This window comes from Rhodococcus aetherivorans, from assembly GCF_025722975.1.
Lineage (GTDB): Bacteria > Actinomycetota > Actinomycetes > Mycobacteriales > Mycobacteriaceae > Rhodococcus > Rhodococcus aetherivorans.
This window is the reverse complement of sequence record NZ_CP106982.1, coordinates 3001459-3024860: the sequence shown is the minus strand read 5'-3', so window position 1 is coordinate 3024860 and position 23402 is coordinate 3001459. Positions and strand designations below refer to the sequence as shown.

General features: G+C 69.0%; 14 protein-coding genes. 9 read left to right on the top strand and 5 right to left on the bottom strand.

What is annotated here, in order from left to right; all coding sequences use genetic code 11:
* Nucleotides 1–6 precede the first annotated feature (6 nt).
* Nucleotides 7–675 (bottom strand): TetR/AcrR family transcriptional regulator, encoded by a 669-nt coding sequence (locus OCS65_RS13745; RefSeq protein WP_006943771.1) that lies wholly within the window; start codon nt 673–675, stop codon nt 7–9.
* A 23-nt stretch (nt 676–698) separates the two neighbouring features.
* Here OCS65_RS13745 and treZ point away from each other — a divergent pair, with 23 nt between their 5' ends.
* A complete protein-coding gene (gene treZ / locus OCS65_RS13740; RefSeq protein WP_081705045.1) occupies nt 699–2510 on the top strand; it encodes a malto-oligosyltrehalose trehalohydrolase in 1812 nt (603 codons plus the stop codon).
* A gap of 64 nt (nt 2511–2574) precedes the next feature.
* On the opposite strand, the gene OCS65_RS13735 is transcribed toward treZ, so the two are convergent.
* Nucleotides 2575–4098 (bottom strand): MFS transporter, encoded by a 1524-nt coding sequence (locus OCS65_RS13735; protein ID WP_084648620.1) that lies wholly within the window; start codon nt 4096–4098, stop codon nt 2575–2577.
* Nucleotides 4099–4192: 94 nt separating this feature from the next.
* On the opposite strand from OCS65_RS13735, the gene OCS65_RS13730 reads away from it, so the two are divergent.
* Nucleotides 4193–4729: a TetR/AcrR family transcriptional regulator gene (locus tag OCS65_RS13730; protein WP_006943765.1), complete on the top strand. Its 537-nt coding sequence runs from the start codon at nt 4193–4195 to the stop codon at nt 4727–4729.
* A gap of 135 nt (nt 4730–4864) precedes the next feature.
* On the opposite strand, the gene ilvA is transcribed toward OCS65_RS13730, so the two are convergent.
* Together ilvA and OCS65_RS13720 are read right to left on the bottom strand one after the other, a co-directional pair.
* Nucleotides 4865–6187, bottom strand: a complete 1323-nt coding sequence (gene ilvA, locus OCS65_RS13725; protein ID WP_065922499.1) for a threonine ammonia-lyase IlvA — start codon at nt 6185–6187, stop codon at nt 4865–4867.
* Between the two features lie 115 nt (nt 6188–6302).
* Entirely contained in the window at nt 6303–6737 is a 435-nt protein-coding gene (locus OCS65_RS13720; RefSeq protein WP_006943762.1) for a nitroreductase family deazaflavin-dependent oxidoreductase, read from the bottom strand.
* A gap of 1664 nt (nt 6738–8401) precedes the next feature.
* Here OCS65_RS13720 and OCS65_RS13715 point away from each other — a divergent pair.
* From OCS65_RS13715 to OCS65_RS13685, 7 genes are all read left to right on the top strand, one after another.
* Complete coding sequence (locus OCS65_RS13715; protein WP_065922498.1) at nt 8402–10075, top strand: thiamine pyrophosphate-binding protein; 1674 nt, start codon at nt 8402–8404, stop codon at nt 10073–10075.
* Between the two features lie 20 nt (nt 10076–10095).
* Nucleotides 10096–10752 (top strand): hypothetical protein, encoded by a 657-nt coding sequence (locus OCS65_RS13710; RefSeq protein ID WP_006943756.1) that lies wholly within the window; start codon nt 10096–10098, stop codon nt 10750–10752.
* Between the two features lie 2 nt (nt 10753–10754).
* Nucleotides 10755–11810, top strand: coding sequence for a 3-oxoacyl-ACP synthase III family protein (locus tag OCS65_RS13705; RefSeq protein ID WP_263510348.1), 1056 nt, complete (start codon nt 10755–10757; stop codon nt 11808–11810).
* A gap of 56 nt (nt 11811–11866) precedes the next feature.
* On the top strand, nt 11867–12838 hold the full coding sequence (locus tag OCS65_RS13700; RefSeq protein WP_420833250.1) for an aminotransferase class I/II-fold pyridoxal phosphate-dependent enzyme: 972 nt from the start codon (nt 11867–11869) through the stop codon (nt 12836–12838).
* A gap of 10 nt (nt 12839–12848) precedes the next feature.
* On the top strand, nt 12849–14249 hold the full coding sequence (locus OCS65_RS13695; RefSeq protein ID WP_263510346.1) for a cytochrome P450: 1401 nt from the start codon (nt 12849–12851) through the stop codon (nt 14247–14249).
* A 73-nt stretch (nt 14250–14322) separates the two neighbouring features.
* On the top strand, nt 14323–16698 hold the full coding sequence (locus OCS65_RS13690) for an MMPL family transporter (RefSeq protein ID WP_263510345.1): 2376 nt from the start codon (nt 14323–14325) through the stop codon (nt 16696–16698).
* Nucleotides 16699–17573: 875 nt separating this feature from the next.
* Nucleotides 17574–17858: a chorismate mutase gene (locus OCS65_RS13685; protein WP_006943743.1), complete on the top strand. Its 285-nt coding sequence runs from the start codon at nt 17574–17576 to the stop codon at nt 17856–17858.
* A 768-nt stretch (nt 17859–18626) separates the two neighbouring features.
* On the opposite strand, the gene OCS65_RS13680 is transcribed toward OCS65_RS13685, so the two are convergent.
* Nucleotides 18627–21455, bottom strand: coding sequence for a helix-turn-helix transcriptional regulator (locus OCS65_RS13680; protein ID WP_263510343.1), 2829 nt, complete (start codon nt 21453–21455; stop codon nt 18627–18629).
* Nucleotides 21456–23402 lie beyond the last annotated feature (1947 nt).

Here is a 23402-nt window from a genome sequence, read left to right as displayed (position 1 = left end):
ACCGGCTCAGCGCAGCAGCGTCGCCCGCAGGGTCGCCGTGAGCCACGCCCGGTACTCGTCCACGTCCCAGCCGCAGTCGCGGCGCAGCAGCGCATGCACCTGCGGAGAACCCAGCGTGTAGAGCACGTGTGCCGCGTGATCGACGCTCACGTCGTCGCGCAGCAGCCCGTGCCGGTGCAGCCCGACCGCGATCGTGCGCGCGTTGTCCGCGGTGGCGCGGGCGTCCTCGTCGGCGAACCGGCGCATGTCCGGGTCCGCGCCCGACGACTCGACCGAGGTCATCAGCAGCCCGCCGGCCCGCTCGAGCAGGTCCGCGCCGTAACGGACCACCTGCTCGACGATGCGTTCGGCGTCCGATCCCGCCGGGCCGGAGGCGACCCGCCCCGGGCGCGAACGCTCGGCCGGAGCCGGATCGTCGCCGGCCGAGTCCGCGGACCCGCCCGCGACCGCGGCGTCGAGCGCCTCCCGGAACAGTTCGGACTTGCCGCCGGGGAACGCCGTGAAGACGGTTCGCACGGCGACCCCGGCCGTCTCCGCGATCTGCTTGACCGTGGTGCTGACGTACCCGCGATCGACGAAGAGCCGGGCGGCAGCGTCGACGACGGTCGCCCGGGTACGGCGCGCGGCCTCCTCGCGCAGCGGCGAACTGTAGGTCCTCTTGGCATGCTGGGACATCGATCTCAGCGTATCAGCATCGGTTGCATCGAAACTGCAACAGATTTCGGAGGCCTGCAGGCGCGACGACGACCGGGCATGCTGGTCGGGTGCATACCTTCGAGGTCTGGGCTCCGACCCCGCAATCCGTCCGGCTCCGCGTCGACGGCACGGACCACCCCATGCGCCGGGACGACGACGGCTGGTGGCGCGCCGAGGTCGACGCCTCCCCCGGTGCCCGCTACGGGTACGTCCTCGACGACGACGAGACCGTGCTGCCCGACCCGCGCTCGCCGCGGCAACCCGACGGCGTGCACGGCCTGTCCCAGCTGCACTCGCTCGACGAGAGCGCCTGGACCGACGCGTCCTGGACCGGTCGGCAACTCGCCGGCGGAGTGGTCTACGAGCTGCACGTGGGCACCTTCACCGATGGTGGCACCTTCGACGCGGCCGTCGACCGCCTCGACGACCTCGTCGAGCTCGGGGTGGACCTCGTCGAGCTGATGCCGGTCAACGCCTACAACGGCACCCGCGGCTGGGGCTACGACGGGGTGCTCTGGTATGCGGTGCACGAGCCGTACGGCGGCCCGGACGGCCTGCAGCGCTTCGTGGACGCCGCCCACGCCCGCGGCCTCGGGGTGATCCTGGACGTGGTCTACAACCATCTCGGACCGTCCGGCAACTACCTGGACCGCTACGGCCCGTACCTGTCCGGCGGGCAGGGCACGTGGGGCGCATCGGTCAACCTCGACGGGCCGGACTCCGGCGAGGTGCGCCGCTACATCCTCGACAATGCCCTGCGGTGGATGCGGGACTTCCATATCGACGGGCTGCGCCTGGACGCGGTGCACGCACTGGTCGACCACACCGCCGTGCACGTGCTCGAGGAACTGGCCGTCGCGACGTACCGGATGTCCGCGCACCTCGGCCGGCCGCTGAGCCTGATCGCCGAGAGCGACCTGAACGATCCGAAGACGATCTCGCCCCGCGCCGCCGGCGGCTACGGCCTGCAGGCGCAGTGGGACGACGACATCCACCACGCCGTGCACGCCGCCGTCTCCGGCGAACGACAGGGCTACTACGGCGATTTCGGTTCGCTCGACTGTCTCGCCCGCACCCTGCGGCACGGGTTCTTCCACGCCGGGACCTATTCGAGCTTCCGCGGGCGCACGCACGGGCGCCCGCTCGACGTCGGGCGCATCCCGGCGAGCGCCCTGCTCGCCTACACGTGCACCCACGACCAGGTGGGCAACCGGGCGATCGGCGACCGGCCCGGTCACTACCTCGACCACGGTCAGCTCGCCGTCAAGGCCGCGCTGGTGCTCACCTCCCCCTTCACGCCGATGTTGTTCATGGGCGAGGAGTGGGACGCGAGTTCACCGTTCCAGTACTTCACCTCCCACCCGGAACCCGAGCTGGCCCGGGCCACCGCCGAGGGACGCCGGCGCGAGTTCTCCGAGCACGGATGGGACGCCGAGGACGTGCCCGACCCTCAGGATCCGGAGACGTTCCGGCGGTCGACCCTGAACTGGGCCGAGCGCGCCGAGCCCGGCCACGCGCGGGTGCTCGACTGCTACCGGCAGCTGCTGGCGCTGCGCCGCGAACGCGCCGAGCTGACCGATCCGTGGCTCGAGCACCTGCACGTCGACTACGACGAGGACGAGCGCTGGATCGTGATGCACCGCGGCGGCCTTCATGTGGCGTGCAACCTCGGGCCCGACCCGGTGACCGTGCCCTTCGGTGGTGCTCCCCTGGTGTGGTGGGAGCCGGTTGTGGTCAACCGGACCGGGTCCGCGACGCTCGTGCCGGGGCACTCGTTCGTCGTGCTCGACTCTGCCGTCACACCGCGGGTCTGAGGCCGCGCAGGGTCACCGCAGGCCGTAGGCCGCGCAGGGTCACCGCAGCCGGAGGCGCACAGGATCACCGCCGGCGGAGCATGCGCAGGGTCAGCGCGGCGGTGGCCGCCAGGATCACCGCCGTGGCGGCCGCGGCCCCGTGCGTGCCGGCGACGAACGCGTCCCGCGCCGACTCGAGCAGGGCCTCGGCCTCCGCCGCCGGGAGTCGTCCGGCCGCGGCCACCGCGCCGCCGAGGGTGTCGAACTCGTGGCCGGAGCTCGGAATCCCGAGCCGGGAACGGTAGACGGCCGTGACGACGCTGCCGAGCACTGCCACCCCCAGCGCGACACCGAGTTCGTACGCCGTCTCCGACACCGCCGACGCGGCGCCGGCCCGGTCCGCCGGGGCGGCCCCGACCACCAGGTCGGTGGTGAGGGTCAGCGCGACGCCGACCCCCACGCCGATGAGGGTGAAGCCGACGACGAACAACCCCGCCCCGTGGGTGGTGCCGAGAGCCAGCAACATCGCCGCACCCACGGCCGCGATGGCCAGAGCACCCGACAGGACGGTCCCGACGGGCAGGCGCCGCACGAGCCATGCCGCTCCGAGCGAGGACAGAGCGCTGGTCGCGGTCCCGGGGAGCATCAGCAGACCCGCCTGTAGTGGTCCGATCCCGAGCACCAGCTGCAGATACTGCGACCCGAAGAACAGCACCCCGGCGAGGGCGAAGATCGCCAGCAGATTCGTCAGTACGGCCGCGGAGAACTCGCGCCGCCGGAACAGAGTGAGATCGAGCAGCGGGTTCTTCGCGACCCGCTGACGGTGCACGAACGCCGCGGCGGCCGTCAGACCGCCGCCCAGCGCGACCAGCGCGGCGGCATGCGGGCCGTGCAGCGCCGTTTCCTTGACCGCGTAGACGATCGGAACCACGGCCAGCAGCGACAGCGCGGCCCCCGGCAGGTCGAAGCGGCCCGGGTGCGGATCCCGCGATTCCGGGACGAGGAACGGCCCGGCGAGGACGAGCACCGCCATGATCGGCAGGTTGATCAGGAAGACCGACCCCCACCAGAAGTGTTCGAGCAGCCAGCCGCCCACGAGCGGGCCGAGCGCGGCGCCGCCGCCGGCCATCGCGCCCCACACGCCGATGGCGACGGTCCGCTCCCGCGGGTCGGTGAACATGTGCCGGATGAGCCCCAGGGTCGCGGGCATGAGGGTGGCGCCGGAGATTCCCTGCAGTGCACGCGCCAGGATCAGCATCTCGGGGCTCACCGCCCACGCCGCGACGGCCGAGGCCGCGGCGAAGCCGACGGCGCCGACCAGCAGGAGCCGGCGACGGCCGACGCGGTCGCCGAGCACGCCCATCGTCACGAGCAGGCCGGCGACGGCGAACGAGTACACGTCGATGATCCACAGCAGCTGCACCCCGCTCGGGGCCAGATCGGCACTGAGGAAGGGCAGGGCGAGGTCGAGAACGGTCGCGTCGACCGCGATCAGCAACACGGCACAGGCGAGTACCACCAGCCCCGCCCAGGTGCGCACACCCGCGGGCGCAGGCCCGGTCCCCGCGTCCGCCGGGCGGAGCCCCGGCATCTGCCCGGTGTTCGTCATCCGTCTTCCCTCCACACTGAACCGTCCAGCCGGTACAGAAATACGGTAGCACCGACCGTCCGGACGGTACAAAGACAATCGGTAGAATCGGCCCATGGCCTCCGACACCCGCGACCGCATCCTCGACGCCCTCGAACGCACCCTCGTCGACGTGGGGGTCGCCCAGGTGACGCTCGAGGGCGTCGCGGCCGCCGCGGGCGTCTCGAAAGGCGGCCTGCTGTACCACTTTCCGACCAAGGAGTCGATGCTCGCCGCGATGGTGCGGCGCCTCGGCGAACGGGGCGACGCCCGGCTCGCCGATGCCGTCGCCGGCGGCACCCCGGTCGCGGAGTGGTATCTCGCCGATCCGGACGAGACCGGCGACGCCGCGGAGATGGCCCTGTTCCGGTCCACGGTGGCGGCGCTGCGCAGTGCCGACGGCCAGCACGACGACGTGCAGCGCGCGGTGGTCGAGGTGATGCGCTCGTGGGACGAGGGCCTGCGCGCCGAGATCGACGATCCCGTCACCGCCGAGATCGTGCGCCTCGTGGGCGACGGCATCTACCTCGGTGCGATGCTCGGCCTCCCGAAGCCCGATCCGGAACTGCACAGACAGGTGGTCGCCCGCCTGCTCGGCTCCGCACACCCCTGATCGCCGGAACCGCCGCCACACCCGCACCGATCGGAATCACCCGGGCGGCGCACGCGGTTCACGGGCGCCGGCACACACCGGACGGGCGGGCCCGGCGGGGACAACACACCTCCCCCGCCGGGAATCCCGTGCGGCTCAGGTGAGATAACGGTAGGCCGGCGAGCCCGGCTCGAGCCGCTGCGCCTCGATCGGCGAGGCCGACATGCGCGCCAGCAGCGGCGACAGGCCGTCCGCCGCCCCGAGTTCGATGCCGACCAGCGCCGCCCCGAATTCCCGGTTGTTGCGCTTGACGTACTCGAACAGCGTGATGTCGTCGTCGGGTCCGAGCACCTCGTCGAGGAACCGCCGCAACGCACCCGGCTCCTGGGGGAAGTCCACCAGGAAGTAGTGCTTGAGGCCGCGGTGCACGAGGGAGCGCTCGATGATTTCCCCGTAGCGGGAGACGTCGTTGTTGCCCCCCGAGATCAGGCACACCACCGTCGAGCCCGGCGCGATGGTCAACCCCTCGAGAGCAGCGACGGACAGCGCGCCCGCGGGCTCGGCGATGATGCCCTCGTTCTGGTACAGATCCAGCATCGCGGTGCACACTGCACCCTCGTCGACCTGGGTCATCCCGAACGGCCCGGTGCCCAGACCGTCGTTGCGGAGCGCCGCGACCAGCGGCAGGTTCGCGTGGGAGACGATCTCGGCGCCGAGCCGGGAGACCACCGCGTACGGCACGTCGCCGACCCGCTTGACGGCGGCACCGTCGACGAACGGATCCACCTCGGGCAGGGTCACCGGTCCGCCCGCGACGAGGGCCGCGGTCATCGACGCCGCGCCGGCCGGTTCCACCCCGACGATGGAGGTGGACGGCGACTTCTCGTGCAGGTACGCCGCGATGCCGGCCAGACAACCGCCACCGCCGACCGGAACCAGCACCAGGTCCGGCGCCGCGGGCAGCTGCTCGAGCACCTCGCGGGCGATGGTCCCCTGCCCCGCCGCGGTGCGCGCGTCGTCGAACGGCGCGACCATCGTCGCGCCGGTACGCGCGACGTCCTCGGCGGCGGCGGCCGCCGCCGCGTCGAACGTGTCGCCCGTGGGGATGAGTTCGACGAAGGCACCGCCGTGCGCACGGATGCGGTCCCGCTTCTGCTTCGGGGTCCGGGTGGGCACGTAGATCCGGCCCATCACCCCCATCGCCCGGCAGGCGTAGGCCACACCCTGCGCGTGATTGCCGGCGCTGGCCGTCACCACACCCGCCTCGCGTTCGGCGGGAGAGAGCTGCGCCATGACGTTGTATGCGCCGCGCAGCTTGTAGGAGCGGACGCGGGTGAGGTCCTCGCGCTTGAGATAGACGTTCGCGCCGGTGAGGACGGAGAGCCGCTCGCTGTGCTCGAGCGGGGTGGGCGCGACCACCGCCGAAATTCGCTCCGCCGCGGCCTCGATGTCGGCCACGCTCAGGGCGGGCAGGTGCATCGGATCGGCGGCTCGCGAGGTAGTGGTCACCTACCTATGCTGCCACTGCCCGCCCGGAACCCCCAACGCGGGTTTCGTCACCCCGCCGGCCACACCCGGCTCCCGCGCTCGCGCGTCAGCGCGGTTCCAGGATCAGGAGCGGGATCTCCCGGTCCGTCTTCTTCTGGTACTCCGCGTAATCGGGGAAGGCCTCGACCGCGCGCCGCCACCACAGATCCTTCTCCTCGCCGTGGACCTCGCGGGCGGTCATGTCCCGGACCGTCGGCCCGTCACGCAGTTCGACGTGCGGGTCCGCCAGGACGTTGTAGTACCAGACCGGATGCTTCGGGGCACCGCCGAGGGAGGCGACCACCGCGTAGACGCCGTCGTGCTCGACCCGCATCAGCGGGGTCTTGCGCAGCTTGCCGGTCCTCGCTCCGCGGCTGGTCAGCACGACGACGGGCCGGCCGTTCAGGGTAGTACCCTCGGTACCGCCGGAACTCTCGTACAGCGCCACCTGGTCGGCGGCCCACTGGGACGGACTCGGTTCGTATTCTCCGGTGAGAGGCATGGCCCCGATTCGACCACGCCCGGCCGCCCCTCGCTGCCAAAACACGGCTCATCTGTCAAACCACCAGCGAAGAAGGGTCGCCAGGCAACCGACGTGCATTCAACGTCTCGACCAGCCGCCGGATCACTGGCTTCGGCTCGGACTCCCGATGCAGCCGCAACGCGCGTTCACGCAGCTGGCTGGGCACTTCCACATTCTCACGTGTATGGGTGCCAGAATATGATTAGCGTGACTAATTATCGGTTACATTGGCAGTTCGGGGCGTGGACACTCGAGAAGGACCGGTCTTGCTGTATTCGCCGAAGCGCGTCTGCCGGCCGGTCGGCCGCGACGATCGCGCCGACGGCAAGACGAAAGGATGCTGGTCCGAGTCCGTCACAACGGTGGCAACGTACTGATCGCATGGAAGCCCAACGGTTTCATTCCGGGGTGTCCGCGCACCGCCGCGCCTACCTGCGCAAAGGATGCAGGTGCGGGCCTCGACCTCACCGACCACGCGGTTGACCGGCGCCGGCGTGGGGCGACAGTCAGCCAGGTCGAACCAGTCCGAGAGGGACTCGAGCAGCCAGGGGTGTCGAGCAGACCGCCGACCAGCAGGACGGGCAGTCCTCCCGCCTCCAACGGTGGGGCCGTAACTCCTCGGACCAGGTTGTGTGACTGCTGCCGCTGCCGAAGGGCACGTGCCTCCTCGTACAGGGGCACGTGCAGCGCGGTGGCGAACCGGTCGGCCGCACGCAACAGATCAACAGCCATGTGATAACTCTTGCGTGGATGACCTCGGTCACTCGACGGGGAAATCCCTCGAACTCGCCGTCCACCCGCTCCGATCGGGGACAACCCGGCGCGTCCGGTCCAGGGTTTCCCCCGTCGCCGGTCACCGTGCCCGTGCCGAATGCTGTTCTACGTCAACCATTCGTGCCGGCGGCTCATCACCCGCCCGGCGCACACTGCGAGGGAGAACACCTTGACCAAGAACGTGTGTCGTGCAGCGGTGGCCGCCCCCAAGGCGATCCATCCCGTCAGGCTCGGCCCGCTTGCTCCCGCATCCGCGTCGATGTTCAGGGTGCCGGTCGTGGGCGGGTCGTGGGCGCGGCACTGTCACGTCGAGCGCCCACCTATCGGGAATCGGCAGGTCAGGTAGTCGACTACTCGTTACCGCCGCAGGACGAAGTGCGAGGCCTTCTGCACGGATGCTCTCCCCAGACCCGATATGGGACTTGCGAGTGCGTCGCAGGATGTGCCGATGAAGTGAGGGCGTCATGACCGAAGACGCAGCGATCGCCGAAGCCACGGGACGGTTCACCTCCGCCCGGCGCCGAAGCGGCTCGCCCGGCAGCGTGTCCGCCGTCGTCCGGTCCGGCCGCTGACTGCACGGTTCGTCCTGTCCCCACCCGTGGCATTTCCTCTCGGGGTAGAGATTTGCAACCTGGGGTGCCTACTGGGGGCAGCGGCGCCGGCACATTGTGGTAGGCGATCAGCTGCGCACCAGGCGGAGCGCAACGATGCAGAGATTCCGGGTAGGCCCGGCGCTCCCGAACCTGACCCCAGCCCCTACGTGTGGGGTCGCCCAAGGGCACCCGTGACGGTGACCCGATCGGGCCAGACCTCACCACATCGGGAAGCGACAAGAAGAGCAGGGACCGAAGTCCCGGGAGGAGCACGGCATGGTAACGAGCGGTCGAAGTCATGGACGCGAACAGCGGCGGGTCGTCGACTACCTGGTCGATGCGGTGGCCGCGCTGGGCGTGCGGAACATCTTCGGGGTGGACGGCGCCAACATCGAGGACCTCTACGACGCGGTCTTCGATGCCGACGTGGATGTGACCGGGGTGGTTGCCAAGCACGAGTTCTCCGCGGCCACCATGGCCGACGGGTACGCACGCTCGTCGAGTGGGCTCGGTGTTGTCGCCGCCACCTCGGGTGGTGGCGCGATGAACCTGGTCGCCGGACTGGCCGAGTCCTACACCTCGCGGGTGCCGGTGCTGGCCCTGGTCGGTCAGCCACCGACCACGTTGGAGGGCGGCGGGGCGTTCCAGGATTCCAGCGGCCGGGCGGGTTCGATCGACGCTGCGCGGTTGTTCTTCGAGATCTCCCGCTACTGCGCGCGGGTCGAGCGGCCCGAGGACATCGCCGAGCACCTGGAGCGGGCGGTGTCCGCGGCGCTGTGCGGTGGGCCTGCGGTATTGCTGTTGCCCAAGGATGTTCAGCAGGCCACCGTTACGGGGCCCCGGTTCACCCCGCCGACCCGCCGGGTGGTTCGCGATCACATCGGGCTGGCCCGGGTCGCCGAGATGATCGCCGCGGCCCGGCGGACCGGCAAGATCGTGCTCATCGTCGGCGATCAGGTGGCGCGCAACGATGCCCGCGCGCAGGTGCGGGCGTTGGCCGTCGCGTTGGACGCGGCGGTCGGGGTGGCACCGGATGCGAAGGATTGCTACGCCGCCGACGAGCATGGATTCTGCGGTGTGGCAGGCATAATGGGCCACGCCGAACTCGTCGACGCCGTGCAGCAGGCGGCGTTGTGCCTGCTGGTGGGCACCCGGATGCCGATGACCGCACGAGCCGGGCTCGACGGTGCGCTGGCCGGAGTGCCGGTGGCCAGCATCGGCGCCGAACCACCCTATGCGCCCACGGTGCACGCGGTGAGCATGGACCTCGGGTCGACACTGGACGAGCTCACGGCGCTGTTCGACGTCGACGGCGTACCGGAACCGGCAGGCCCGCAGGCCCTGACGACGCTGGAGGTACCCGACTCCTCGGGGCCGGGGCTGCGCTACCGCGAGGCCGTGGAGGCGATCACAGCGATGCTGCCGGCGGGAGCGGACGTGTTCGCCGACGCCGGGAACACGGGCGCATCGGTGGTGCATCATCTTTCGGTGCCCCGCGGCGGGCGGTTCGTGGTCGCCCTCGGGATGGGCGGCATGGGCTACAGCTTCGGCGCGGGGATCGGCTCGGCGTTCGCGCGGAACAGAAGGACGTTCGTGATCGCCGGGGACGGCGCGTTCTTCATGCACGGCCTGGAGATGCACACCGCGATCGAGCACGACCTGCCGGTGACATTCATCGTGTTCAACAACAACGCGCACGCGATGTGCGTGACCCGCGAGCAACTGTTCTACCGCGATCGATACAGCTTCAACCGATTCCGGCCGGCCCTGCTCGGCGAGGGGATCGCGGCGATGTTCCCGACGCTGCCGGCATTCGCCGCGCGAAGTGTCGGCGAGCTGACCGACGCGCTGGCACGCAGCGCGCACACCGAAGGGCCGTCGTTCGTAGCGGTGGACTGCGATCCCGACGAGATACCACCGTTCCTGCCGTTCCTGACCAGCCCCCGATAAAGAACCGAAGGAGAGAAATCGTGACCATCAGTCTTCCCGCTCTGAGCGACATCGCCGAGGATCTGATCCCGGGTGTGCTGCGGATCGAAAATTCCGACAAGGAGGCCACCACACCGATCATCGTGGACATGCTGCGGTCGGTGTACCCGCACGACCAGGTGTTCGGTCAGTTCTGCCCGGTCAACGCCTACATCGCGGCGCCGCCGCGTGAGGTGTACGAGTACCTTGCGGACACCCGGTGTCTGGAGGAGTGGACCTACAGCCTGCGCGGGTTCACCGAGACCGACGAGCCCGGGCTGTGGCTCTCCTACGACCGACTCGGCGACCAGACGAAATGCTATGTGCGCACCGTCGCGAACCCCGACGCGATGACGGTGGACTACCACTGCGCGTGGGACCAGGGCCGACACCTGTGGATGATCTATCTGATGCGGGTGGTCGACGCGCAGGTGGTGCTCAACAAGCCCGGATCGGTGGTGCTGTGGACCAACTGCCGCCACCCGTTCTACGACGAGAACCCTTACCCGGAGACGGCACCGGCGAACCGCCCGGTGTGGGTCGGCGACTTCTGGGACATGTTCTCCGCCGGACATCAGTTGGAGATGGACAACCTCAAGGCCATCTGCGAGTACCGCGCCACCCACGGTCTGCCGATCAAGCCGGAATGGATGAAATGAGCATGACAGTGCACGCACCGATGACAGCGGCCCGGCCCACGGTCAGCCTGGTCGACGTCGCCAGCTATCTACCGGAGAATCGGGTTCCCACCGAATACTTCACTCAGTTCTCCCGCTCGGACCGGATGGCGAAGAACGTCATGTTCCGCTCGCCGAAGTATCGGCACCACGTGGCCCGTGACGAGACTGCGGTGGACATGGTGGAGCGGGCGGTGGCCCCGCTGATCGACAGGCACGGCGCGGACACGATTTCGAACGTGGATGTGCTGCTCACCCACACCCAGCTGCCCGACAACCCGGTGCTCGGCTGCGGCCCGGAGGTGGCCCGCCGGTTGGGATTGCGCCCGGACTGGGTGATCGACGTGCACAACGGCGGCTGCGCGTCGTTCGTGCACATGATGGCGCTGGCCCGGACCATCCTGCAGAGCTCCGATGCGACCACGGCGCTGGTCGCCACGACCCAGAACAGTGCGGGACAGGTCTTCACCCAGAGCGAGATCCGAGGGTTGGCGCATGCCTCGGTCCCCGGCGACGGCTGCGGGGTCGGCCTGCTGACCAAATCCGACGACGCCCCGATCCTGGGCATCGAATGCCGCACCTATCCGGAGTTCGGTGGGGACATGACCTTCGAGGGAGTTCCGGTCTCCGATCGCAAGTACTGGGAGCCGGGCCTCGGGCAGGTCTGCGTGGGGTTCACCGAGTCCAAGATCACCAAGGTGTTCGCCCGCGGCAACCGGCTGGTGCCGGAGGTGGCGCTGGCGGTCTGCGATCGGATCGGCGTGCAATCCGCCGATGTCGACACCTTCGTCACCAACCAACCCAACCGGCTGTTCCTGCGGAACTGGCGCGAGGCCATGCAGCTGACCCCGGAGCAGCACCCGGACACCTTCGACGAGTGCGGAAACCTGTTCGGCGCCGGCATTCCGGTGACGCTGGATACCGCCAATCGGGACGGGCGCATCGGCAACGGATCGCTGGTGGTGCTGGCCGGATTCGCCCACGCCGGCGACTTCGCCGGTGCGGCCGCCGTCCGATGGGGAGCGGGGCCGACGCCATGACCGGCGAGATCGCGGAGGCGACGACACCGTCGGCGGGGAGCGGCGTGACCAGGCCGATGCCCCACTTCGAGCTCGGGCTGAGCGAGAACCCGTTCCCGCCGTTGCCGTCGGTGCTGGCGGCGCTGTACGAACAGATGGCCCGGGCGAATCGATATCCGGAGTTTCTGCCGCAGCGTCTTCCCCGGATCATCGCCGACCGGGTCGGTGTGGACCCGGAGCAGGTGGCGGTCGGTTCGGGCGCGACGGGGGTGGCGATGCAGATCATGCAGGCCGTGCTGCGAAGCGGCGAAACCATCGTGTTCGCGAACCCGACGTTCGACGGTTATCCGATCATAGCCGACATGTTGGGCGTGGAAGCGGTGGCGGTGCCGCTCGATCATGGTGGTCGCCAGGATCTGTGTGCGATGGGCGAGGTGGTCGACGACCGGACCGGGCTGGTGGTGGTGTGCCGGCCGCACAACCCCACGGGCACCCTGGTCTCCGCGGCCGACCTGGAGGTGTTCCTGTCCTCGATTCCGCCGCAGGTGGTGGTGATCCTCGACGAGGCCTACGTCGAGTTCATCGACGCCGCCGACGCGGTCGATGTGCTCGGACTCATTCGCCGCTACCCCAATGTGCTGGTGCTGCGGACGTTTTCGAAGGCATTCGGGCTGGCCGGGCTGCGCATCGGGTACGCATTCGGAGGGCGGGAGCTGGTGGCGCGGGTGCGGCGCCGGCAGCTGCCGTTCGGGATGAGTTGCGCGGCGGTGGCGGCGGTGACCGCCTCCTATGCGGCGGAGGACGAGCTGCAAGCCCGGGTCGCGCGGATCACCGCCGAACGCGAACTCTTGTGGGTGGCGTTGCGGCAGAACGGGGTGCATGTTCCCCGCAGCCACGCCAACTTCCTCTACCTGAACGGGTCGCGCATCGCACCGGCGCTGCAGCGCGCCGGCATCGTGGCAAAACCCTACGCCGACGGCAGCGCCCGCATCGCGGTGGGCGATCCCGCCGCCGGCCGCGCGGTGCTGCGGGCACTGCAGGCGATCTGAGGGCCGCGGTATGTCGACGATGTTGCCGCGTGCCTCGCAGTTACGTGCGGCCGGGCGCGGTGCTGTTCGCACGCTCACCGCCGGGGCCGATCCCGATCGCTATTTCCGGTGGCGGCGCGACCGCGACGGTGACCCGTTCGAGGTCCGGTTTCCCGGCTTCACGCCGATCCTGTTCACCGGACATCCCCAGGGTGCCCGAGATATCTTCCGTGCGCCCGTCGATCTGGTCGAGCCCCCGACACCGAATCCGATCGCGCCGCTGGTCGGGGACGCGTCGCTGATCTTGATATCCGGAGAGCGGCACCGCCGGGAACGGAAATTGTTGACACCACCGTTCCACGGGCAGCGGATGCGGGCATACGGCGAGATCATCCGCGATTCGACCCTCGACGAGATCGCCGACTGGACTCCGGGACGCATCGTCGACTCGCGGTCTGCCCTTCGGGCCATCACCCTGCGCGTGATCCTGGAGGCGGTGTTCGGGCTCACCGGCGCTGAACGCCCGGCCGAATACATCCGGGTGGTCGCCGATTTCCTCGCCGCCTACACCGGCCCGCTGATGTTGGTTCCACCGCTGCGCCGCGGTGTGTTCGGACACGCGCCCTGGGATCGGTTCGTCCGCGCCCGCGACGAATTCGATGCGTTGCTGACCGAGGACATCGAGCGCCGGCGCGCGGACCCCGAGGACGGCCGGGTGGACGTCCTGAGCATGCTGCTCGCCGCGACCTACGAAGACGGGTCGCGGATCGACGACGGCGAGCTGCGCGAGGAACTCCGCACATTGCTGGTGGCCGGGCACGAGACCACCGCGACCTCGGTGTGCTGGGCGTTGTTCCATCTGCACCGCCACCCTGAGGTCCGCGAGCGGGTGATAGCCGAGGTGCGGGACCTGGGCGCGACGGCGGCGCCCGAGGACCTCGCTCGGTTGCCGTACCTGGACGCGGTGTGCCACGAGACGCTGCGGTTACACCCGCCGGTGCCGATCGTGCTGCGCCGGCTGACCGGGCCGCTGCACGTGCGCGGCGTCCCGGTAGCCGCGGGCGCAACGGTCGGTATCGCCCTGCCGCTCCTGCATTCGCATCCGGATGTCTGGGAACGACCCGACCGGTTCGATCCGGAGCGTTTCGTCGGGCGGCGCTACAGCCCGTTCGAATTCGCGCCGTACGGCGGCGCGCATCGACGGTGCATCGGGTTCGCCCTGGCGGAGTACGAGATGCCGATCGTGCTGGCGACCATCCTGTCGCGGGTCCGGCTGGCTCTGCCGGAGCGGGCCCTACGCCGGCCGCCGCCGGTGTCGGTCCCACACAACATCGCGACCGGGCCGCGAAGGCCGATCATGTTCGAAGTGTTGGGCCCGCGGCACCAGGACGACCGTTCGGACGGGTCGTCGGTCCCGCACGGTCCGGGGTGATGTCGAGCGCGGCGGCGCCCGGTGTTCCGGGCGGGGATGAATCCGATTGCCGACGATCGAGAGCAGGATCGAGATGAGCACCACCACCGACGGCTACCCGGCCGGGCCCGGGTCGCAACGCCCTCGCCATGGTGCAGACTGCGGCGCTCACGGCGGCGCCGGTAAACGCGACGACGAGCCGCGACACGCGGCATCGGAGGAACAACAGCTCACCACCGCGCACGGCAAACGATCGCGAAGGAGCGACGACGTCATGCTGACACGGCTCGCCACCCTCATCGTCGACCGTCCCCGCCGGGTTCTCGCCGGCGCCCTGGCCTTCCTGGTGCTCGCCGGTGTGTTCGGCACGGGTGTCTCCGCCGAGCTGAAGGTCGGCGGTTTCGACGACCCCGGCTCGGAATCGTCTCTGGCCGAGGCCTTCCTCGACGAGCGCTTCGGCGGCTCCACACCCAACCTGGTGTTGCAGGTCACCGCCCGCGCCGGCGATGTGAACAGCCCCGAGGTGATGGCCGCGGCGCAGCGGCTCGAGCGGCGGATCGCGGCGGAGCCGGAGGTGACCGAGGTCGGCTCCTACTGGACCACGCGGCTGCCGGATCTGCGCAGCACCGACGGCCGGTCCGGGCTGGTGCTGCTGCACGTCGGCGGCACCGCGGAACAGGCCGCCCGGCACACCACGACGATCCTCGCGGAGCTGCCCGAGGACCCGGCGGTGCGGGTGGCGGCCGGGGGCAAGCTGGGGCTGACCGACGCCCTCGAGACCCACGTGGCGCAGGACCTGAAGCTGGCCGAATCGATCGCGCTGCCCGCGACGCTGTTGCTGCTGATCATCGTGTTCGGCAGCGTGGTGGCCGCGCTGCTGCCGCTGAGCCTGGGCGTGGCCTCGATTCTGGCGACGATGCTGGTGCTGTTCGTGCTGGCCCAGGTCACCGACGTGTCCGTCTACGCGCTGACCGTGGCCACGGCATTCGGGCTCGGCCTCGCCATCGACTTCGGACTGCTGCTGGTGTCCCGGTTCCGCGAGGAGCGGGCCGCCGGGCATCCACCACGGGAAGCGGTGATCGAGTCGGTCGCGACGGCCGGCCGCACCATCTTGTTCAGCGCGGCCACCGTGACGGTGGCGATGGGCGGGATGCTCGTGTTCCCCATCTACTTCCTGCGGTCGGTCGGGTTCGCGGCGATGGCGGTGGTGGTGACGGCGGCCGTGAGCGCAGTGGTGGTGCTGCCGGCGATTCTGGCACTGCTCGGTGGGCGAATCGACTCGTTGGCGGTGCGGCGCCGACGCGACCGGCTGGCGGCGGATTCACCGTTCTGGCGTCGCACCGCGGCGGCGGTGACGCGCCGACCGGTGCGCGCCGCGCTGCCGGTGCTGATGCTGTTGCTACTGATGGGCCTTCCGGTCCTGCACGCCCGGTTCGCGACCCCGGACGAGCGAGCGCTGCCGGTCGATTCGGCCGCGCGTCAGGTCACCACCGCGATCCGGGACGACTATGCCGCCGACAGCTCGGACGCGGCGATCTTGGTGGCGCGCAACGACGCGGCGGCGCTCGAGCGGGTGGCCCGCGAGGTGTCCGCGCTCGACGAGGTGGCCCGGGTGGACGGCGCCTTCGGCCGCTACCAACACGGGATGCTGGTGGCCGGTCCGGGACCGCAGAGCGCGCGCTTCACCGCCGACGATGCCGGGTACGTGCTGGTCGAACCGACGGTGGACGCGCAATCGGAACCGGCCCAGGACCTGGTGCACGAGATCCGGGCGCTGCCGGCGGTGGCCGAGAACCGCGTTGCCGTCGGCGGCCCGACGGCGACGCTGATCGACAGCAATTCCGCGATCGCCGGCCGTCTGCCGTCGGCACTCGCACTGCTGGCCGTGTCGACCTTCGTGCTGTTGTTCCTATTCACCGGAAGCATGATCGTGCCGATCAAGGCGCTGCTGCTCAACGTGTTCGTGCTCATCGCGGTGATCGGCGCGATGGTGTGGCTGTTCCAGGACGGGCACCTGGCCGCGATCACCGGCGTGACGCCCGCACCGCTGAACATCGGCATGGTGGTGCTGCTGTGCTGCATCGCGTTCAGCCTGTCGGTGGACTACGAGATCTTCCTGCTCAGCCGGATCAAGGAGGCGCGCGACGGCGGGGCGGACACCACCGAGGCGACCATCGAGGGCCTGGGGCGCGTCGGGCGGATCGTGAGCAGCGCGGCCGCCCTGCTCACCGTGACCTTGCTGTCCTTCTCGACCGGACTGTCGTTCATGCAGATGTTCGGGATCGGCACTGCGCTCGCCGTACTGATGGACGCCACACTGGTGCGCGGTGTGCTGGTGCCGGCGTTCATGCGGGTGGCCGGCGAGTTCAACTGGTGGGCACCGGGACCGCTGCGCCGACTGCACGCGCGGATCGGGGTGCGCGAGTCCCCGAGGTCGTCCGCTCCCGCAGGGTCGCGGCCAGGCAGCTGAACGTTCGGGTCGGCTGCGGCGTGCACGGGCTGCGCCACCAGCGGGGACTGTCCAGCGGCAGCGTGCCGAACAGCGTCCCCATCACGATGGTCCAGGCTGTCCCTGTGCCGCCGCGGGATTTCGCAGGCCGGGCACGCGAGCTGGGAGGACAGCGCGGTGGCGACCTGGTGTTCGACCACGGTGTCCTGCACCGCGGCGAACAGGTGCTCGGCCCAAACATCGCGGTCGAGGGTTTTCCCCGTCGCCGGTCACCGTGCCCATGCCGAATGATGTTCTCCACGTCAACCACTCGTGCCGGGTGCAACACCCGCCGAAACACACCACGAGAAGAACACCTTGAACAAGAAAGTGCTTCGCGCAGCGATGGCCGTTCCCGAGGCGATCCATCCCGTCAGGCTCGGCCCGCTTGCTCCCGCATCCGCGCCGTTGTTCAGCGTGCCGGTCGTGGGCGCCGTCCCGCCCGACGTGGCGAGGTTGCCGCGGAAACAAGAGTCGGCTACTCGTTACCGCCACGCGGTGAAGTGCGACGGCTTCGTCAAGGATGCTCTCCTCATACCCGATATGAGACCGGCAAGTGCGTCGCAGAATGCGCCGATGAAGCGAGGCCTTCATGATCGAGGACGCAGCGATCACCGAAGCCACGAGACGGTTCACCCCCGGCTCGTCGCCGAACAGGCTCGCCCGGCAACGTGCCCGCCATCGCCCGGTCCGGCCGCCGACTGCACGATCCGTCCCGTCCCCACCCGTGACCCTTTCCCTCGGTGTGGAGATTTGCAGCCGTCGGTACTTCGTGGAATCCATGGTGTCGGTCTCGGTTCCACGGTGAACCGCCGACAACCACCGACCTGATACGCGATAGTTGCCAGGAGCTGGAGATGAACCCACTTGCGTTCCCCCAATCGGACGAGCGATCGATCACAATCGAGTTCGACGAGCTGCACAACGAGATCGACCACATCGACGCGGAAATTCTCGCGGCGGTCGTCCGGCGCACGGAACTCTCTCGGAGAGTTGCCGCGGTCGAGCGGGCCTGCGGCGTCACCGGCACCCCGTACAAGCGCGACCTCGCGGTGATCCACCGCTTCGGAGTGCTCGGTAAGGAAGGCCACTCGCTCGGCAGCCTGCTGATCCGGCTGGCGCATCCGCGCAACCACCGCTGAACTTGCCACCCCAAACCCGACAAGAGGAGGACTTCCGATGAGAAACATCCGACTCAGAAACATCCGACGTGCCGGGTCGGTGGCAGCGGCAGCGGCGCTCGGTCTGCTGGCAGTCGGCACTGCGTCCGCGACCCCGCCGGTCGCCACACCCGAACCCGGCGGGGTCATCCGCATGGACCTGGCACCAGGGGAAACGTGGGAGTGCGAGGGATGGAGTCTCGAACCGCCGTACCTACAAGTGGTCCCGGACTTCTACAAATTCGAGACCGGACCGAACCCGATCTTCTTCCGATACACACCCGGTACCCGAGCGTTCATCCAGTGCATCGGCACGGGTGCACCGTACTACTACGTCGGCCCAATCGTGACCGCCATCCCATAAGTTCGCGCACGCACTGTCAGCTTCGCTGATGGCCGGCTGCAGCGGATGATCTCGCCGCTCGTGCTCATCGATGTCCTCGATGAGCACGAGGCCCGGTTCTTCGGCCAGATCGGTGCCGCCGCCCTCGCGACCTACCAGCCCGGTACCGCAGGAACGGTGAGAGCGGCGCCCCTGCCCGAGGTGGCTGACGAGCTGACCGAGTGGGGTGTCTCGAGAAGGACGAGGTCCGTGCAGGTCGAAGGGTCGGAGCCGGTAGCGCGAAGCCGGGGCCGTCCCCCGCCTGGAATCGGGTGCTGTCCCGGCAACCGCGTCGCCAGGGGAGGCAGTCGAAGCGCCCTTGACGACGACCACGGGCGGGGTGGATCGCGTACAGCGCCCGGCGGTGATCACACGCAGTCCTTCACGCTGTCCCGGAAGGAGTTGGCGAGCTGCGTCCGGGAGCGGACACCAACCTTGCGATAAACCCGTCCCAGGTGCATCTCGATCGTCTTGACACTGAGGAACAGCTGCGTGGCGATCTCACGGTTCGTGCCACCGTTTGCAGCAAGCTGGGCCACCTCCAACTCCTGTGCGGTGAGCGCGTCGGCAACGCTTCCACTTCGCGCCTTGGCTGGTTGCCCGGCGGCGGTGAGTTCGGTGGCCGTCCGCGCCGCCCACAGGCGAGCCCCAATGCGCTCGAACCCGTCGAGTGAGCAACGAAGATGCTCGCGCGCGTCGCGCCGACGACCCGCCCGACGGAGCCGTTCGCCATAGCACAATCGCGTGCGGGCCGCATCGAACGGCGACGGGCACCGAGCGTGGAAGGCGAGTGCCCGCGAAAAGAACTCGTCGTAATCCCCATCGCCAGCTACCAACGCCATAGCCCGCCAGATCAAAGCACTGAGCGCCGGAGGCAGCGTCAATCCTGCGAATCCCCCCAGCTGATCTCGCATTGTGGCGCTGATGTCCGCACCGACCCGAACGTAGGCCTCGATGAGATCCAGGGACGAGACTCGCACCACCATCGGGTCGCGTACATCCGGCTCCGGGCCTCGATTGACCTCTTCGAGGTATGGAATCGCCCGATCGGGTCGGTTCAGGCTCAGCTCGAGCAGGCCCAATCCCTCCAGCGCCACGTGATGCATCACGCCCAAGCGGGTGACCTCACGCTGTCGCAGCGATTCTGCAGCATGAGCACGGCAGGACTGTTCGTCACCAACTTGCGCTTCGAGCAGCGCAAGGCAGCCCAGCGCCGGACACAGCGTGAAGACGTCACCGATACCGGCCGCCAGTTCGGCCGCCTCCGCAGCCGCGGACCGGCCCGACTGCAGCCGTCCTCGCCTACTGTCGGCGAGCGCTGCAACATGCAGCGCCAGCGGTAGATGGCCCAGCGCGCCGCTGCGCCGTAGCTGATGAAGCAACGGATCGAGGAACCCCCGCGGATCGATCTCCTCGCCGTACCAGGTCACACCACTGAGCGCGCCGACAAGGACCCACTCGAGGTCGGGCTCACCTGCCGCAGGCTTCCGGGTCGACGCGGCCGCCTCCCGCATCCACCGCATGCCGTCCGACTCCTGGCCCATCAGTGTCAGAGCGTTCCCGATGACGGTCTTGCTCAGGAGTTGGGTGTTTCCGTCGGCCGGGGAAGCTGAGTGGGCGGCCTCCCGCGCGAGCGCACAGGCGCCCGCGGGATCACCCGCTGCCAGCGCTCCAATGGCAGCCGTGGCCCGCAACGAGGCCGCCCGCGCGGGGTCTACCTCGCTGACCGCAACCGCGCCGGCCTGCCACACCATGCGGGCGACGCTGGCCCGTCCCGTGTGAAGTTCAATTCGACCGCGCATGTCCGCGATGTCGGCATGCAGGACGGGATCGACCGTGTACTCTTCGGACTTCCTCAGCAGTCGCAGCGCAGTGTCAAGCTGTCCCGCGGAGTGCGCCGCGTTCGCGGCGGCACAGAATCGGCGCGCCTTCGAGGGGCCGTCCGTGGAGAGTTCAGCGGCGCGCTCGAGCGCCAGAGCGGCGCCGGCATAGCCGCTGCGTCTCAGCGCATGGTCTGCAGCCTGTTCGAGGGCTCGAGCGGCGGCCTCGTCAGGCCCCAGAGCGGCCTCGGCGAGGTGCCAGGCCCGGCGTTCCGCCTGTGACGGCGCCGTCATGACGGAGGCAACAGTTCGGTGGAGTGCCCGTAATTGGCCCGGTGTCAGATTGGTCAGTACGGCAGTACGCAGCAACGGGTGCACGAAATGAACATCGGCGACCTCGACGGCGACCAGCCCGTTGTTCTCGAGCGATTCCAGCGCGGCACAATCTCCAGGTTCCGCCGCCAGCGCGGCGAGCACCACCTCGAGGCCATCACCGGCGGCGACCGCGGTGATGCGGAGCGCGTGCAGCGATGCACGGTCGAGGGCGGAGATACGCGGGCCGAAGATGCGTGATGCGGCGTTCTCCGCCGAGAATGGCGCTCGGAGCGGGTCGGTGCCGGTCAGCTCAGCGCGGGTGAGGGTGCCGCTGACCTCATGCAATGCCAGTGGGTTGCCTCCGAGTTCCGCGGTAAGCGCGCGCACGACCTCCTCGGCGGGTGCAGCCGCGAATCGGGCGGTGAGCAACTCCGCGGCGGAATCCTCGTCGAGCGCGCCGATGTTCAGCTGCTCGATGTCCGCGAAGCCTCCGACGTCGCGCGTGGCGATCAACAGCACGAGTCCCTCGGCCCGCAGTCGGCGTGCAGTGAAGGCGAGTGCCTCGGCGGTGGAGACATCCAACCATTGCGCGTCATCGACGAGCACGAGAGTCGGGGATCTCTCGGCCGTCGTCGCGAGCAACTGAAATGCCGCCGCGCACACAGCGAAGCGGTCACGGGGTCGTTCCGCGCTGAGCGTGAGCGCGCAGCGCAGGGCGTCCGCCTGAACGGCGGGCAGCGAACCGAGCCGATCAAGGACGGGCGTGAGCAATCGTCCTAGCGCTGCGAACGGGAACATGGTCTCCGCCTCGACCCCGCTCACGGACAACACTTTCAGTGTGCGAGCGCCGTCGCGGGCGTAGCGCAGCAGGCTTGTCTTACCGATCCCAGGATCCCCGGTGATGACGAGCGCGGCGCTCGCCCCCGTCAGGGGTTCCGCCAACAACTGATCAATTCGTGCGCATTCCGGCCGCCGCCCGAAAAGCACATTGGAATCGTTTGGGGTGCCGCTCGAGGCGTCGTCGAACACCCGATTGTGCCGCACCATGGTCGATTCGTGCATTGCTCCTTCTCGCTCCTTTATGAGTTCTAGGAAGTTTTCAAATCGACTCGATCAAGTCGTTCCCGGAGCGTTTTCGGTTCGAGAACTCCACCGGAATGGCAGCACCGTCACGCCAGCCGGATCGGTCCGCAACATCTTGTAGCAGTACATCCTTTCGCGGCCCACGGCCGGATATCCGAGCGGCCGCTCGAGGAGACCGTCATACACGGATACCGACATCAATTGATGGACTTGTTCGACATAGAGGCCGTTCGGACCTCCACATGGGGCCGTCCACCCAGGTCACGAGCGCGTAACCGACGTCGTCCACGCCTCCCCGATGGCCGTTCATTTGTTCCAAACTGAGATTTGCCTCCTTGTCTATCTTCCGCTCGCTCGACCACCCGGAAACCCACCCTGGGTGGGCAATCGATCCACCCTCGGTGTTCCGTGCGGTCCGGCGCAGTCGCCAGTGAGCGATGTCATCTCTGCCCGATCGTGCGCTGGCGCAGTCGCCACCAACGATTTGCAGCATGTTCATCCGACTCGCGCGTCGTACAATCTTGCAGATTGCGCCGAAAAACGGCGCGCTGTCCGGTGCACTACTCGCGCAGCGGGCGCACCGCTTCTGCCGAGGCGTTCCAGCACTCGATTCGAATTCGAAGATTATCGAGCTCATACATCAGCCAGTGATCGCCGCAACGGACTCCGATTGCACCGCGCGTCTGCTACTTCGTCCGCCGTGGTTGTTGTGCGCTGATCGAGTAGTTACTGCACCACCTGATCGTCTTGGCTCGGGAGACAGTAAGCCCGAGTAGTCGGCTACTCCATTCCCTGAGCTTGATTTTTGACCTGTGCGGTTTACACCGGCCGGTTCCTGCATGTCGGTTCTGACGCGTTTGCCCGCGTGGAAATACGGAGCGGGACGGGTGTTCTTCGAGCCGAAGGGTCGTCCGGGACCGGGCCGGGAGGGTCTCGGCGCACCGGCCGGAGTGGGCATCGTCCGGCAGATGCACCGACACCCGCGACGGACCCGGGCCAGGGTCAGCCGGCCCGGAGGCCGCGGTCGCTCCCAGGGTCGGCGCAGGTCCTCGGCCAGGGGCCGGGCGAGCCGCAGCTGGGCATGCGCCACGATGACGATCCAGGTCCAGCGATCGGCCGTCTCGGGACGGCGGATCGTCGGCGCAGTCCACTCCGACGCCTGCTTGAACTTCTTCGAAGGTGTGCACGAGGAAAGAAGCGGCGCAGAAACATCTGCCACAGTCCGTCGACGTGGTCACCTCCTACGGTGGGGTCCGAGTACCACAGCCATACCGGGGCCGGGTGCCGGTTCCGGGCAGATGGCCGACGGTCAGTGGGATTACCGTGCCCTCGACGATCGGCAGTGCTCCGGGATGCTCGGCCCACACCCCTTGGTGGATGAGCCTCGGGTTCAGCTGATTCCATGCGGAGGCCGTCGCCGTTCCGTACCGGCCGGTGGCCGTGCTCGTGGTGGCCGCGGGTGGGGGCCAGCTGCTCAGGTCGGCGAACCGGCCCCGGAACGCCGCCAGGTCGATACGCGTATCGATTGCTCGGCTGCTCGCCGACGGCCCGCACGTCGGGCACACTGATGCCCACGGCCACCATGTGTCCTCGTCTCGAATGTTTCTGTGGAAGGAACCCCAAGATGATCGGGTGGTAACCGTCGCGAGTCGCCGCGACACGCCGAACAACACCGGCCCCTACAGTCGCAGCAGGTCGCCGAGGTGAAGAATCGAGCTCAGAGTGCATCCGAGAACGCTACGAGCCGGTGGCGAGGCATGTGAAGTGTGGGAACAGGTGAACTCCTGGTAAGTCAAGAGTGCTTACGTCACGACCCGACCAAGAGTTCACTGGCCATCATCGCTCATCGCGCCGTGCCCGGCATGCCCCACCCCGGACACGGCCCCCGGACACCAGTGCGCGGTGTACCGTCGTCGTCGCTCACCG